This is a genomic window from Brevibacterium sp. NPDC049920 (assembly GCF_040656435.1).
In the GTDB taxonomy this organism is placed as follows: domain Bacteria; phylum Actinomycetota; class Actinomycetes; order Actinomycetales; family Brevibacteriaceae; genus Brevibacterium; species Brevibacterium pityocampae.
Genome location: NZ_JBFAMF010000001.1, coordinates 298,459 through 313,305, shown reverse-complemented (window position 1 = coordinate 313,305; position 14,847 = coordinate 298,459). Strand labels below are relative to the sequence as shown.

At 71.7% G+C, this 14,847-nt stretch carries 12 protein-coding genes; 7 read left to right on the top strand and 5 right to left on the bottom strand.

The features are described 5' to 3' along the window. Positions 1-101 precede the first annotated feature (101 nt). Positions 102-1,085, bottom strand: coding sequence for an alpha/beta hydrolase (locus AB0I45_RS01460; RefSeq protein ID WP_360316268.1), 984 nt, complete (start codon positions 1,083-1,085; stop codon positions 102-104). Positions 1,086-1,157: 72 nt separating this feature from the next. Between AB0I45_RS01460 and hisC the strand changes: the two genes are divergently transcribed. The 3 genes from hisC to tgt all read left to right on the top strand — a co-directional run bounded on the left by hisC (position 1,158) and on the right by tgt (position 5,601). Then, on the top strand, positions 1,158-2,237 hold the full coding sequence (hisC, locus tag AB0I45_RS01455) for a histidinol-phosphate transaminase (protein ID WP_360316265.1): 1,080 nt from the start codon (positions 1,158-1,160) through the stop codon (positions 2,235-2,237). Positions 2,238-2,298: 61 nt separating this feature from the next. Beyond that, positions 2,299-3,729, top strand: coding sequence for an FAD-linked oxidase C-terminal domain-containing protein (locus AB0I45_RS01450; protein ID WP_360316262.1), 1,431 nt, complete (start codon positions 2,299-2,301; stop codon positions 3,727-3,729). A 654-nt stretch (positions 3,730-4,383) separates the two neighbouring features. Next, positions 4,384-5,601 (top strand): tRNA guanosine(34) transglycosylase Tgt, encoded by a 1,218-nt coding sequence (gene tgt / locus AB0I45_RS01445; RefSeq protein ID WP_345030686.1) that lies wholly within the window; start codon positions 4,384-4,386, stop codon positions 5,599-5,601. Positions 5,602-5,760: 159 nt separating this feature from the next. Here the strand turns inward: tgt and AB0I45_RS01440 are convergent, their stop codons facing one another. The 3 genes from AB0I45_RS01440 to AB0I45_RS01430 all read right to left on the bottom strand — a co-directional run bounded on the left by AB0I45_RS01440 (position 5,761) and on the right by AB0I45_RS01430 (position 9,230). Continuing rightward, the gene (locus AB0I45_RS01440) at positions 5,761-6,405 is read right to left on the bottom strand and encodes a queuosine precursor transporter (protein ID WP_137320307.1); all 645 of its coding nucleotides are present in this window, start codon (positions 6,403-6,405) and stop codon (positions 5,761-5,763) included. A gap of 163 nt (positions 6,406-6,568) precedes the next feature. After that, positions 6,569-7,039, bottom strand: a complete 471-nt coding sequence (locus AB0I45_RS01435) for a YbaK/EbsC family protein (protein ID WP_137318140.1) — start codon at positions 7,037-7,039, stop codon at positions 6,569-6,571. A 1-nt stretch (position 7,040) separates the two neighbouring features. Continuing rightward, positions 7,041-9,230: a M3 family metallopeptidase gene (locus AB0I45_RS01430; RefSeq protein WP_360316259.1), complete on the bottom strand. Its 2,190-nt coding sequence runs from the start codon at positions 9,228-9,230 to the stop codon at positions 7,041-7,043. 50 nt (positions 9,231-9,280) lie between these two features. Here AB0I45_RS01430 and AB0I45_RS01425 point away from each other — a divergent pair, with 50 nt between their 5' ends. The 4 genes from AB0I45_RS01425 to AB0I45_RS01410 all read left to right on the top strand — a co-directional run bounded on the left by AB0I45_RS01425 (position 9,281) and on the right by AB0I45_RS01410 (position 13,333). Next, the gene (locus AB0I45_RS01425) at positions 9,281-10,525 is read left to right on the top strand and encodes an MFS transporter (RefSeq protein ID WP_360316256.1); all 1,245 of its coding nucleotides are present in this window, start codon (positions 9,281-9,283) and stop codon (positions 10,523-10,525) included. Between the two features lie 321 nt (positions 10,526-10,846). Next, the gene (locus AB0I45_RS01420) at positions 10,847-12,196 is read left to right on the top strand and encodes an APC family permease (RefSeq protein WP_360316253.1); all 1,350 of its coding nucleotides are present in this window, start codon (positions 10,847-10,849) and stop codon (positions 12,194-12,196) included. A 101-nt stretch (positions 12,197-12,297) separates the two neighbouring features. Further along, the gene (locus tag AB0I45_RS01415; RefSeq protein WP_360316250.1) at positions 12,298-12,879 is read left to right on the top strand and encodes a peroxidase-related enzyme; all 582 of its coding nucleotides are present in this window, start codon (positions 12,298-12,300) and stop codon (positions 12,877-12,879) included. Positions 12,880-12,925: 46 nt separating this feature from the next. Continuing rightward, positions 12,926-13,333: a DUF779 domain-containing protein gene (locus AB0I45_RS01410; RefSeq protein WP_360316247.1), complete on the top strand. Its 408-nt coding sequence runs from the start codon at positions 12,926-12,928 to the stop codon at positions 13,331-13,333. 152 nt (positions 13,334-13,485) lie between these two features. Here the strand turns inward: AB0I45_RS01410 and AB0I45_RS01405 are convergent, their stop codons facing one another. After that, the gene (locus AB0I45_RS01405; RefSeq protein WP_360316244.1) at positions 13,486-14,736 is read right to left on the bottom strand and encodes an Ig-like domain-containing protein; all 1,251 of its coding nucleotides are present in this window, start codon (positions 14,734-14,736) and stop codon (positions 13,486-13,488) included. Positions 14,737-14,847 lie beyond the last annotated feature (111 nt).

Genomic DNA, 14,847 nt, shown 5'->3' with positions numbered 1-14,847 from the left:
GGTGACATCGTAGCCCGGACACCCGGCCGCGGTGCGGCTCGTCCGCACGTGCTCTGCGCGGTGCCGCACACTCCGCTGGGCGCCGCTCGATGCGATGCGGCTCAGCGCTGCACGTATCCCCGGAGGAACCGCGTGATCCGGTCGAACGCGGACCTCTGCGCCGGGCGATCGGACAGGAAGACGTCGTGGAGCGCCCCGGGGACGCGCTCGATCATCACGGTCCGGCCGAGCGAGGGCGCACGGCGGGCGATCACGTCGACGTCGAGCACGATGTCCGCGGCGTTCATCGCCGAGCTGTAGGACCGCTCGCGCAGCGACTGCGTCGACATGAGGACGAGGATCGGCACGGAGATCGTCAAGCCCTTCTCCACCGCCTCGTGCCCGGCGAACACCGCACGCAGCCAGGCGGGGTACACCGGGAAGCTCTCCGGCGGCTTGAGCGCGAGGTCATAGGGCAGCCGCCCGCGGGAGAACAGGACCGAGCGCGCGTAGTTGTGCGGGAAGCGGACCTTGAACGGCGCCTGCTCCGCACGGCGCGAGCGCCAGGTGAGCCACGGGGTGATGAGCTTCCGGGTGGAGGAGTCGAGCTGGAACTCGAGCCAGGGCGAGTTGAGGACGAGCGCTGCGACGCGCCCGGGGTTCCGGCCCGCCCACAGCGCGGCGACGAGGCCCCCGGTCGAATGGCCGCACAGGATCAGGTGCTCCTTCGGATGCTCGCTCGCGATGATCGCCAGCGCCGCCTCGAGCTCGGCGTCGTAGTCGGCGAGATCGGCGATGTAGCCGGGCCGCACCTCGGGGTCCTCGAGGTCGAGGCTGCGGCCGTAGGCCCGCAGGTCGACGGCGTAGAACGCCGCGCCCTGCTCCGCCCAGTACCGCGCGACGTGGTCGTGGAAGAAGTAGTCCGACCAGCCGTGGAGGTAGAGCACCGTGCGTCCGGCGGCCGGACCGTCCGCGGCCCGCTCCCCGCGGAAGGCGATGAGCGTGGCGCGCTCGCCGCCGGGCAGGGGCAGGGTCGCACACTCGAAGTCCTCACCGAGGCGGTCGGGCTCCCACGCGGGGTCGGCGCTCGGCTCGGTGGATTCCATGACGCCAGTATCGCAGAGCACCGCCGGCCTCCTTACCGGCCCGCTGCCGCGCGGAGTCACTATGATCGAGCCATGACTGAGAAGTTCGCCGTCCGCTCCGCGCTGTCCACCACTCCCGCCTACATCCCGGGCAAGCCGCCCCAGGCCGTCGAGGGCATCGAGTCGTACAAGCTCTCCTCCAACGAGAACCACCTCCCGCCGCTGCCCGGCCTCACCGACGTCATCGCCGCCGCCGCCACCACTCCGGCGCTCTACGCCGACCCCGCGGTCAGCGCGCTCACCGCCGAGCTCGCCGCCCACCTCGACCGCCCGGCCGAGATGATCCTGTTCTCCGCCGGCGCCTCGGAGATGATCAGTGCGCTCGCCAACATCACCCTCGAGGCCGGCACCGAGGTCGTCTACCCCTGGCCGTCCTTCGAGATGTACCCGCAGATCGCCTCGCTGCGCGGGGCGACGCACCGGCGGATCGGACTCACCGAGGACTTCCGCCACGACCTCGATGCGATGGCCGATGCGATCACCGACAGCACCCGCCTCGTTTTCCTGTGCTCGCCGAACAACCCCACCGGCTCCGCGATCCGCACCGACGAGGTCGAACAGTTCATGGCGCGCGTCCCGCAGCACGTCATCGTCGTCCTCGACGAGGCGTACCGCGAGTTCTGCACCGACCCCGAGGCCGTCGACGGGCTCACCGCACTGGATGCCCATCCCAACCTCGTGCTCGTGCGCACTTTCTCGAAGGCCCACGGGCTGGCCGGCCTGCGGATCGGGTACGCGGTCGCGGACCCGGAGATCATCCTCGAGCTCCGCAAGGCCGTGCTCCCGTTCGCCGTCACCGCCGTCGCCCAGGCCGCCGCCCGCGAATCGCTGTCCCGTGTCTCCGAGGTCGAGGTGCGGGCCAAGGAGATCGCCGCCACTCGCGACGAGCTCATCGCCGGCCTGCGCGAGCAGGGCTGGGACGTGCCGGACTCCCACGGCAACTACGTGTGGCTGCCGCTCGACGCGAAGTCCGCGGACTTCGAACAGGCCTGCCTGGCCGCCGGGATCGCGGTGCGCAACCTGCAGGACGGGGTGCGGATCAGCATCGGACCCGACGCCTCGATGCGCCGGGTGCTCGACATCGCCGCGGAGTTCCGCGCCCGCTACCACTGAGGGGCCCGGCGCGCGACCGGCCCAGCGGGGCGCGCCCGGGCAGGTCTACACTGTCCGGGTGATGACTGCTGAGCTCCTCCATCCCACCGCACACGTCGACCTCGACCCGCTCGCCGCGGCGCTCTCGCCCGGCGCGCTCGTCACCGAACCGGACGTCGTCGCCGCCCATTCGAAGGACTGGGCGCTGTTCTGCGAGGTCGGCGCCGCCCGCGCCCTCGTCCGCGCGACCACCGCCGAGGACGTGCAGGCCACCCTCCGCTTCGCCAGCGAGCACCGCATCCCGGTGGTGCCGCAGGGCACCCGCACCGGTCTGTCCGGCGCCGCCAACGCCACCGACGGCGCGCTCCTGCTGAGCGTGTCGAAGATGGACCGCGTGCTCGAGGTGAACACCGTCGAGATGACGTGCACGGTGGAGCCCGGGATCGTCAACCAGGACCTCAAGCGCCACCTCGCCGACTTCGACCTCGCCTATCCGCCGGACCCCGGCTCGGTGGCGATCTCGAGCATCGGCGGCAACGTCGCGACGAACGCCGGCGGGCTGTGCTGCGTGAAGTACGGGGTCACCCGCGATTACGTCCGCAGCCTCACCGTGGTCCTCGCCGATGGCCGCGTCACCACCGTCGGCCGGCCCACCGCCAAGGGTGTGGCCGGGTTCGAGCTCGCCGGCCTGTTCATCGGCTCGGAGGGCAGCCTCGGCGTCATCGTCGGGATCACCCTCGACCTCATCCCGCGCATCCCCGACCCTCTCACCGCGGTGGGCCTGTTCCCCGACGTGGTGAGCGCCTCGGGTGCGGTGTGCGACTTCATGGCCACCGGTGCGCGGCCCTCGCTGCTCGAGTTCCTCGACGGCCGGACGCTCGAGATCCTCAACGCCTACGGCGACTTCGGGCTGCCGGAGGGTGCCGGTGCGATGCTCCTCGTGCAGTCGAACGGCGACGGCAGCCAGGAGGCCGCGGTGCGCGAGCTCGAGCGCTTCACCGAGGTCGCGAACGCCTGCGGTGCGAGCGAGGTCATGTTCTCCGACGACCCCGCGGACTCCGAGCTGCTCGTCGCCGCTCGCCGCGCGGTCGCCCCGGCGATGGAGAAGTACGCGAGCACCCACGGCGGCGGCGAGCTCGTCGACGACGTGTGCGTGCCGCGCGGCCGGCTGCGCGAGTTCTTCGCCCGGCTCGTCGAGATCGAGGCCGAGCACCCGGAGATCACCATCTGCACCTGCGGCCACGCCGGCGACGGCAACATGCACCCCAGCATCTTCTTCGACGCCGGTGACCCCGAGTCGACCCGGATCGCGCAGGAGGCGTTCGGCGAGATCATGGCCGCCGGCCTCGAGCTCGGCGGCACGATCACCGGCGAGCACGGAGTGGGCTACCTCAAGCGCGACTGGCTCGCCCGCGAGCTCGACCCGGTGTCCAAGGAGATCCACCTGGGCATCAAGCGCGCGCTCGACCCGCTCGGCATCCTCAACCCCGGCAAGATGCTCGCCTCCCTCTGAGCAGGCGGCAGTGCGGAGCCGGTCCCGGACTGGTTCCGGTTCCGGGGTGCGATCCAGTGCGGCCTGCCGGTTCCGGGTGCAGCACAGTGCGGTCTGCCGGTTCAGGGTGCGATCCAGTGCGGTTTGCTGCATTCCGGGTGCAGCACAGTGCGGTCTGCCGGTTCCGGGTGCAGCACAGTGCGGTCTGCCGGTTCCCGGTGCGATCCAGTGCGGTCCGCTGCATTCCGGGTGCAGCACAGTGCGTTTTCGAACGTGAAACCGCACTCAGGTGACCCCGGAGCCCGCGAACCGGGATAGAACGGCCGGGGAGCGGCGCTCGGGGTTCCGGGTGCTCGGGGGTTCCGGGTGTTCCGGGGCGCGGATGCGGTCGGCCACTAGACTGGTCCGGTGACTTCCAGCCAGCCCGCTCCCGAGCACAGCTCGGCCGTGACCGTCCCCGCGCACACCTCTGCTCCCGCATCGCCCGTCGGCACCTCGACACCTGCCGGCCCTGCGCCTGCCTCGCAACCGGCGGACGCCACCTCGGCGCCTGCCGGCCCTGCGCCTGCCGTGCGACCGGCGGCCGGCGCCTCGGCACCCACCGGCCCCGCAGCCGCCTCGCAACAGGCCGGCGCCGCCTCGGCACCCGGCGCCGCCCCGACGGGCGACACCGGCGTGAATGACCGTTCCCGGTTCGGGTTCGCGGTCGAGGCGCGGATGGAGTCGGGCGGGCGCGCCGGGGTGATCCGGACCCCGCACGGTGACATCCCCACTCCGGCGTTCGTCCCGGTGGGCACCAAGGCCACTGTCAAGGCCGTCAAGCCTGACGACGTCGCCGCGCTCGGCGCGCACGCGGTGCTCGCCAACGCCTACCACCTCTACCTGCAGCCGGGCCCGGACCTCATCGACGAGGCGGGCGGGCTCGGCGCGTTCATGGGCTGGCCCGGTCCCACCTTCACCGACTCCGGCGGCTTCCAGGTGATGAGCCTGGGCTCGGGGTTCAAGAAGGTCCTGTCCGAGGAGTTCTCCGGCGCCCGCAGCGACCAGGCCGTGGCGGCGGGCAAGGAGCGGATGGCGAACGTCGACGACGACGGGGTGACCTTCAAGTCCCACCTCGACGGCAGCCGTCACCGGTTCACCGCCGAGGTGTCCATGCAGGTCCAGCACCAGCTGGGAGCGGACATCATCTTCGCCTTCGACGAGCTCACCACGCTCGTCAACACCCGCGGCTACCAGGAGGAGGCGCTCGAGCGCACCCGGCTGTGGGCGCAGCGCTGCATCGTCGAGCACGAGCGCCTCACCGCCGCCCGCTCCCACCGCCCCTACCAGGCGCTGTTCGGCGTGATCCAGGGCGCGCAGTACGAGGACCTGCGCCGCAAGGCCGCCCGGGACCTCGGCGCGATGGACTTCGACGGCTTCGGGATCGGCGGGGCGCTCGAGAAGGACCGGCTCGGCACGATCGTCGGCTGGGTCTCCGAGGAGCTGCCGGAGGCCAAGCCCCGACACCTGCTGGGGATCTCCGAGCCCGACGACCTGTTCACCGCGATCGCCGCCGGCGCGGACACCTTCGACTGCGTCTCGCCCTCCCGCGTGGCGCGCAATGCCGCGGTGTACTCGCGCGACGGTCGCTACAACCTCACCGGGGCGAAGTACCGCCGCGACTTCTCACCCCTCGACCCGGAGTGCACGTGCAGCACGTGCGCGACCTTCTCCCGCGCCTACCTGCGCCACCTCTACAAGGCCAAGGAGATGCTGTTCTCCACGCTCGTGACGATCCACAACGAGCACTTCATCGTCGATCTCGTCGCGCGGATCCGGCAGGCGATCATCGACGGCCGCTTCCACGAGCTCGAGGCTGAGGTGCTCGGCCGCTACTACGCGAACCGCCGCTGATCCCACGGTCCCCGAGGGCCGATCCGGTGGGCTCCCGAGGTGTCCCTCGACGACACCGGACCGCCGACCCCGCGGTGAGCGGTGATCGACGGTCCGGATGTGCCGGGTGCGACCCGTGCGTGCTGCGCGCGAGGCGCCGCGGGTCGTGCCGCGGGTCGATCAGACTCGGGCGGCGGTCTCCTGGCGGAGCCGGTCGGTCTCGATCGAGTAGGTCTCCTCGCGCTTCTTGATCATGCCGATGACCTGGTACGTCACCGGCATGAGGAGCACCTCGACGGCGACCTTGTAGACGAAGCCGAACAGCACGTAGTTGAGGAACTCGGTGCCCGGGATGACGCCGAGGAACGCGACCGTGCAGAAGATCACGGTGTCTGCGGCCTCGCCCACGCCGGTCGAGGTCAGCAGCCGCACCCACAGGTGCTTCTCGCCCATCCGGCGCTTGATCCGGACGAGGACGAAGGAGTTGAGGAGCTGGCCGACGACGTAGCCGGCGAGCGAGGCGAGCACGATCCGCGGGTAGAATCCGATGACGGCCTGGAAGGCCTCCTGGTGCTCGTAGCCGGGCCCGGCCGGGGAGATCTGGACGAGGTAGAACACCGCAGAGGCGAGGATCTGCATCGCGAAGCCGGTGATCACGGCCTTGCGCGCGGCGCGGAAGCCGTACACCTCGCTGAGCACGTCGCCGAGGATGTAGGCGACCGGGAAGAGGAAGGCGCCGCCGTCGGCGACGATCGGGCCGAACCCGATGATCTTGGTGGCGGCGATGTTGGAGATGAGGAGCACGCAGCAGAACACTGCGAGGATGACGGCGTAGTAGGCGCCGCGGGTCGAGGCGAAGGCCGCGAGGTGGGCGCGGTGCGCCGGGGGATGTGCCTCGGGGGATCGGGAGGTGTCGGTCCGGGGGGTTGTCGCCGGGTCGCTGGGGCGGCCCGGCTGCCCAGATGCGGGGCGGTCGGCTGCGGACGGGTCAGTCGGGTGCAACGGAAATCTCTCTTCCTTCGGTGACGGTGAGCAGTTCGTCGAACGTCAGCGGGACCATGGTGTCCGGGGTCCCGCCGGCGGCCCAGATTACCGGATGGCCGCGCAGCGCCGTGTCGACGTAGGTGGTGAGCGGAGCCGGGTGTCCGCACGGAGCGACCCCGCCGATGATCTGGCCGGTCGCCGCCCGGACCATCTCCGGCTTCGCCCGTCCGATGCGCGTGTACCCGAGCGCCCGGGCGGTGTGGTCGGTGTCGACGCGGTGCGCGCCGGAGGTCATGATGAGGATCGGTTCGTCGTCGGCCGAGAACACGAGGCTGTTCGCGATCGCGCCGAGCTCGACGCCGAGGTGGTCGGCGGCCTCCTGCGCGGTGTGGGCGCCGGTGTCGAGGTCGCGGACCTCGGAATCGATGCCGCGGGCGCGCAGGTCGCGGATCACGGCTTCGGTGCGGGCGTGCATGTCAGTCTCCTCGGGGGGCGGGGGCGGCGTGGTGGGCATCCTCGTCATCCGGCGACCCGGCGCCGCTCGTGTCGACCTCGGGGACGGCGCCGGCCTCCGCGGCCGAGGTGGTGCTCTCCGCGGCGGGGTCCCCGCCGGTGCCGCTCCCGCCGGGTTCTGCGGCGTCGAGCCCGCGCCGGCGCAGGAGCGCGTCGATGGGCGGGACACCGCCGAAGAAGTCGATGATCGCAGTCATCGGGTGCACGGCGTTGCCCGGCGCCAGGATCTCCCTGCGGAATGCGGAGCCGGCCTCGAAGTCGAGGCCGCCGTGGGCCTCGAACCACTCCGCGGCGTGCGCGGCGATCACCTCCGACCACAGGTAGGAGTAGTAGCCGGCGGCGTAGCCGTTGCCGAAGATATGGGCGAAGTACGTGGTGCGGTACCGCGGCGGGACGAGCGAGTCGAGGCCGGTGGCGGCGAGCGCCTCGGCCTCGAAGGCGAGCACGTCGGTGACCTGGTCGCCCGGGTCGAGCGAGTGCCAGCCGAGGTCGAGCAGCGCGGCGGCGAGGTATTCGACGGTCCGGAACCCCTGGCCGAGCGTGCGGGCGCGGCGCAGCCGCTCGGCCTCCGCGGCCGGCAGGGGTTCGCCGGTGTGCACGTGGACGGCGTAGTTGGGCAGCACCTGCTGGTGGAATGCCCACATCTCGTTGAGCTGGGAGGGGAACTCGACGTAGTCGCGCGGCACCGCGGTGCCCGACAGCGACGGGTAGGTCGAGTTGGAGAACAGACCGTGGAGCACGTGGCCGAACTCGTGGAACAGCGTGATCGTCTCGTCCGGGCTCAGCAGCTGCGGGGCTCCGGGGGCGGCGGGAGTGAGGTTGAGGCTGAGCGTGACGATCGGCTTCTCACCGGTCAGCCGGCCCTGGCTGACGAGCTGGTCCATCCAGGCCCCGCCGCCCTTGCCGGGGCGGGCGCAGGCGTCGAGGCACACGAGGCCGATCACCCGGCCGTCCTCGAAGGCCTCGAACACGCGCACGTCGGGGTGCCAGGCGGGCATGTCGCGCCGCTCGGAGAACTCCACCCCGTAGAGGTTGTGCGCGGCGTAGAACACCCCGTCGAACAGCACCCGGTCGAGCTCGAAGTACTCGGCGATGCGGGCGGGGTCGAGGCCGGACTCCTCGGCGACGAGCCGCTGCACCCAGTGGGAGATGTCGGCGGCCTCGAGCCGGTCGGGGGACCAGCGCTCGCGGACGGTGGCGAGCTCCTCGGCGAGCCGGGCGAGGGCGGGATCGACGAGCGCGGCGAGCAGACCTCCGGCGGCGTCGGGGCTGTTCGCCGTCTGCGCGTCGATCGCGTACCCGGCGTACGAGCGGTAGCCGAGCAGCCCGGCAAGCGCCGCGCGCAGGGTGGTGATGTCGGAGACGATCTCCCGCAGGTCCCCGGGGCCGCGCTGCGAGCCGCGCGAGAGCGAGGCGGCGAACAGCTCCGACCGGGTGCGCGGGTCGGTGAGCTGGGCGAGCGCGGGCTGCTGGCTCGTGTTCGCCAGCGGCAGCACCCAGCCCTCGACCCCGCGCTCGGCGGCCTCCCGGGCGGCGGCACCGCGGGCGGTCTCCCCGAGCCCGGCGAGCGCCTCGGGGTCGGTGAGGTGGAGCGCGCGGTCGTGGGACTCCTGGCGCAGGATGCGGGTGAACTCGCTGCTCAGCGCCTCGATCTCCGCGATGATCTCCCCGGCGTGCGAGCGCGACTCGAGGTCGAGCCGGGCGCCGGCGCGGACCGCATCGAGGAGCTGCAGCTCGTGGCGGCGGCGGTCGACCGGGTTGAGCTCGGAGGTCGGCACGTGCTCGAGGCGGGAGAAGAGCTCCCCGTCGAGCAGCGCGTGGAGGCGGGCCTGGAGGAGCACCTGGGTCACCTCGGCCACCGGTTCCGCCCACTCCTCGGTGAGGAGGTTCGCCTCGATGACCCGGACGAGCGCCTGGAGCCGGAACAGCGGGTGGCCGGCCTCGCCCAGCTGCAGGGTGGTGTTCGCGAAGGTCGGGTCCGTCGACGCGGAGCGGATGCGGGCGATGCGCGTCTCCTGGTGCTCGATCGCCCGGCGCGCGGCATCGTGGAGGTGCTCGGGGGTGAATGCGGAGAAGTCGGGGAGTGCGAGGTCGGGTGGTGCGGAGACGAAGTCCCAGACGGGGTTGGACGCCGGGCGCTGGTCGGTCTGCACTGCGGACTCCTCGGGTCGACGGTTCCTACGGGCGCGTAGTGTGGTGCTCCATGAGCGGATTCGAGGGGTACCGGCACGGTGACCCGATGACGCGGCGGATCGAGGTCGGCCTCCTCATGGCCGGTCTCGCCACGTTCACCCTGCTCTACAGCACTCAGGCCATCCTGCCGTATTTCACGCGCGAGTACAGCATCAGCCCGGCCGTCGCGGCGCTCTCCGTGTCCGTCGCCACCGCGGGCCTGGGCATCGGTCTCATCCTCGCGGTGCCGATCTCCGAGCGGATCGGCCGGGTGCGCCTCATCCGCTGGTCGCTCGCGCTCGCCTCCGTGCTCGGGGTGCTCGTCGCCCTCGTCGACGACTGGAACCTCTTCCTCCTCACCCGGTTCGTCATGGGGTTCGCGCTCGCCGGGCTGCCGGCCACCGCCGCGGTGTACCTCAAGGAGGAGATCCACCGCTCGTACGCGACGAGCGCGACGGGCATCTACATCTTCGGCACCACGCTCGGCGGGCTCGCCGGGCGGATCGTGTCGACGGGGATCATCGACCTCCTCGACCGGTTCGGCATCGCCGAGCGGATGCCGCTGTCGCCCTCGCACATGGCGCTGCTCGGCACCGCGCTGCTGTCGATCGGCTGTGCGGTGGCGTGCTGGTTCCTGCTCCCGGAGTCGCGCGGCTTCTCCCCGCACCGCGATGCGCCGGCCGCGCTCGTGCGGAAGTTCGGCCGGGCGTTCCGCGATCCGGTGCTGCTCGGCCTCTACCTCACCGGCGGGCTGGGGATGGGGACCTTCGTCGGGGCGTTCAACGTGCTCGGCTTCCGGCTCGAGGCCGCGCCCTATCTGCTCGGCATCGGGGCGATCGGCCTCCTCTACCTCATCTACCCGGTCGCCGGCTATGCGAGCGTGCTCGCCGGGCGGGCGGCCGACCGGTACTCCCTGCGCTCCGTGCTGCCGCTCGGCTCGCTCATGGCGCTGGCCGGGATCGGGATCATGGCCGCCCGTCCGCTCGTCCTCGTGGTGCTCGGGATGGCGATCCTCGCGATGGGCTTCTTCGTCATGCACTCGCTCGCCTCCGCATGGGTGGCCTCCCGCTCGACCGCGACGGTCGGGGTGCCCGCGCAGGCGGCGTCGATGTACATGCTCTTCTACTACACGGGGTCCTCGATCAACGGGAACCTCGCCCCGGTCGCCTGGGAGGCGCAGGGCTGGTGGGGCGTCACCGTGCTCACCGGCGCGATGATGACCACCGCGTTCGTCATCGCCCTGCTCCTGCGCCGCTCCCGCCCCGCGCTCACCTGAGGCCCCATCCACCATGCAATTTTCGGCGGTTCCTGTGAACGGTTCCGCCGATCTCTGCAAGGTCAGCGCCTTCCGGGGCGCCTCGTACCGGGGATCCGTCGAATCGCGCCGGCGGCTTCGCGCCCCCGAGCGGCAGCGAGTTCGGGGAGTGTTCCCGCTGTGCGCCGCGCCGGAGTGCGACGGAAACGGCGGTGGCGGACGCAGAATTCGCAGGCTGCGCCCGCCGCAGCAGTTCCCCTCGCCCATTCGATGCCGCACCGAATGGGCGTCTGCGGCGTGGAGTTCACCGGGGCGTCGGACGGTTCTGGTACAACGGCTCGTGTGACGACTCAGCCCCCTCCGCCTCCGGACTCCACCCCGGACCGCCCGCCGGCCCGCACCAGCGCGGCCTCCCAGCCCGGTGCCGCGCTGTCGCGCACCCTCGGCCTCAGCGATGCGGTGATCATCGGGCTCGGGTCGATGATCGGCGCCGGCATCTTCGCCGCGCTCGCCCCCGCCACCGCCGAGGCGGGCAGCTGGGTGTTCCTCGCCCTCGCCCTCGCCGCGCTCGTCGCCTACTGCAACGCCACCTCCTCGGCCCAGCTCGCCGCCCAGTACCCGACCTCCGGGGGCACCTACGCCTACGCCCGGGCACAGCTGAACCCCTCCCTGGGACTCGTCGCCGGGTGGGGATTCGTCATCGGCAAGACGGCCTCGGCCGCAGCGATGGCGCTGACTTTCGCGGCCTATGCCGCGGGGGAGGCGTGGCAGAAGCCGCTCGCGGTCCTCGCCCTCCTCGCGATCACCACGGTCAACACCCTGGGGATCTCGAAGACGGCGCGGATGACCCGCTGGATCGTTCTCAGCGTGCTCGCGATCCTGGGCGTGCTGCTCGCCGTGATCGCCGCCGGGGACGAGTTCTCCTTCGGCGTCATCTCCTCGGCGGCCTCCCGCATCGATGCGTCCGGGAACCTCGTCGTGCCGGCCGGCTTCGACCTGTTCGGCGTGCTCCAGGCCGCCGGCATCCTGTTCTTCGCGTTCGCCGGCTACGCCCGCATCGCCACTCTGGGCGAGGAGGTGCGCGAACCGCGGCGCACCATCCCGCGCGCCATCATCACCGCGCTCGCCATCACCGCGGCCCTCTACGCCGTCATCGCCGTCGCGGTCATGGGCGTGCTCGGCCCCGCCCAGCTCGCCCAGAGCGCCGTGCCCCTCGCCGAGGCGGTCGGCCGCTCCACCTGGGCGCAGGCACTGGTGCGGGTGGGGGCCGCGCTCGCCTGCCTGGGCGCGCTGCTCGGGCTCGCCGCAGGACTCGGACGCACGATCTTCGCGATGGCGCGCGACTCCCGGCACTTCGGGTTCCTCGCGCACGTCGGCGAACGGTTCCGGACCCCGGCGCGGGCGGAGTTCCTCGTGTGCGCGGCAGCGGTCGTGCTCGTGCTCCTCGGCGACATCCGGCAGGCGATCGGGTTCTCGTCCTTCGGGGTGCTCGTCTACTACGCGATCACGAACATCACCGCGTTCACCCAGACCGGTGCGCAGCGCCTCTATCCGCGCGTCCTCCAGGTGCTCGGGCTCGTCCTGTGCCTGCTGCTCGCCTTCACGGTGTCCGGGCAGGCGGTGCTCGTCGGGGCGGTGCTGTTCGTCGTCATCGCCGCGGTCGTGCTCGTCCTGCGCCGGCGATCCCCCTGACCGGGAGTGCGATGACCGGAGGTTCCTGAGAGCGGATCCGCCGGACTCCGCGATCTCAGCCGCACCTGGACCGGTCCGGGGCGCGGGCCTACAGTGGGGTCATGAGCGACGACGACGTCCGATACCCGCCCGCCGAGCTGGCCGACCTGCCCGACGACATCCGCACGATGATCGAGGAGCAGGCCGAGCGCGCCGGGTTCATCCCCAACGTGTTCCTCGCGATGGCCCGCCGGCCAGCGGAGTTCCGCGCCTTCTTCGCCTACCACGAGGCGCTCATGGACAAGGACACCGGCGGGCTCACCAAGGCCGACCGGGAAATGATCGTCACCGCCACCTCGGCGGCGAACGACTGCCTCTACTGCGTCGTCGCCCACGGGGCGCTGCTGCGGATCTACGCCAAGGACTTCCACATCGCGGACAAGGTCGCGGTCAACCACCGCGCGGCCGGTCTCCCCGAGCGCCAGCGGGTCATGCTCGATTTCGCCCTCAAGGTCTGCACGGCCCCCGGCACGGTCGAGGACGCCGATTTCGACGTGCTCCACGCCCAGGGCTTCGACGACGAGGACATCTGGGACATCACCGCGATCACCGGCTTCTACGGCCTCTCGAACCGCCTGGCGACGGTCACCGGGATGCGCCCGAACCCCGAGTTCTACCTCCTCGGCCGCATGCCCCGCAGCTGAGGACGATACCGGGCGGACCGCCCGCCCGGAGGAGGAGCGTGACGACATGAGCACCGCAGCCGCAGTCCTGGAATCCACCCCGGCGATCGCCGGGGAGGCCGCCTCCCGCGTGGGCCTGACGCAGGCGACGATCGACCTGCTCCAGGACCTCATCGCCCAGCACGGCGAACTCATGTTCCACCAGTCCGGCGGCTGCTGCGACGGCTCGGCGCCGATGTGCTTCCCCGCCGGGGAGTTCCTCACCTCGGACGCCGACGTGCTGCTCGGCACCTTCGAGGTCCCGCTGGCAGACGGCGGGACGAGCCCGCTCGAGTTCTGGATGTCCGTGGAGCAGTTCGAGTACTGGAAGCACACGAAGCTCACCATCGACGTGGTGCCCGGCCGCGGCGCCGGCTTCAGCGTGGAGTCACCCACCGGCAAGCGCTTCCTCATCCGCTCCGCGCTCATGGAGTGACGTCGCCCGCGGAATGACGGTCCGCAGCGGACGCCGCCGCCGAGGCGCCCACCCCACCGCATCATCACCGGAGCCGAGGCGCGGGCCCGGGCGGCATCGCATCCGCCGGGAGCGGTCCCGGAGGCTCGGTCACCGCACCGTAGGCACCCGCCTCAGTCGCGCAGCGCGCTGAGCTCCTGCCATTCCTCCCAGGTGTAGACCCAGTCGGCGACCTCGCCGGAGTCCACCGTGAGGTCGACGGAGGAGCCGGTGATCTCCACCGGGTCGCCGTAGATCGCGGAGTCATAGTACTCGCTCGCGCGCTCGGTGGAGAGGTTGATGCAGCCGTGGGAGACGTTCGCCGAACCCTGCGAGCCCACCGACCAGGGAGCCGCGTGGATGAACTCGCCGTTGTTGTGGATGCGCACCGCGTGGGTGACCGGGGTCGAGTAGCCCCACTGCTCCGAGGTCATCGTGTAGGACTCGGCCTTCGACATGACGATGTGCATGCCGTTGTACGACGGCGAGCGCGGAGCGCCGAGCGAGGCCGGGAAGTCCATGACCTCCTCGCCGTCGCGGGTGACGGTCATCCGGTGGGTCTCCGCGTCGGCGACGGTGATCTGCTCGCGGCCGATCTCGAAGTCGAGCGTCATGTCCTTGCCGCCGTGCGCGGACTCGGAGAACGGCACGTCCTCGAGCGGCAGGTCGACGGCGACCTGCGAGTGCGCGGGCCAGAACTCGGCGGGCCGGTAGTGGATGCGGGAGTGGCCGTCGATGTTCGGCAGCCAGGCCCAGCCACCGTCGACCTCGCGCGGCTTCCCGTCCTCGTCGGTGACCGCGACGCTGAGGCGCTGTTCGACGTCGTCGCGGAACTCCTCATCGACCGAGCCGCCGAAGTTGATGATGATCGGGGCGCCCACGCCCACGGTGTCGTCATCGGCGATGACCGAGCGCGCCCGCTGCGGGCCGCCGGCCGGAGCACTCGTCTCGAAGGTGCCGGTGGCGGTGTGTTCGCTGCCGTCGGGGGCGGTGGTCACGGCCCGCCACTCGTAGGAGGCGCCGCCGGCCAGTCCGGCGCGCGACTCCCAGACCGTGCCGTCCTCGCTCACCGTGCCGGGATCCGCCGGCACGGAGTCGTGGTCGGCGTCGAGGAGCTCGACCGAGGCGACTTCCCCGCCGGTGACGGCGAGGGCGAAGGTGTCGCCGGGCGCGAAATCGATGTCCGCACCGGCCGCGTCATCGGCATCCACCTGCTCGGGGTCGACGACCTCGACGACGGGGGCGGGCGCGGCGGCGGTGGTGGCGCTGTCGGTCGGTCGGGTGCTGTCCGGGGTCGACGGGCCGGACGGCTGGGCGGTGCACGCGCTGAGCAGGGCCGCAGTGGCGGCGACGGCGATGAGCCGAGTGAGTGGGCGACGGAGCACGGGCGCTCTCCTGAGGACGATGCGGGTGGGGTGGAGCCGGGTCCGACCGGGCGGCGCCGCCGAGGCGAGCACAGGAGTGCAGGGGCGGGCGGTGCGGAAGCGGGATGTCGG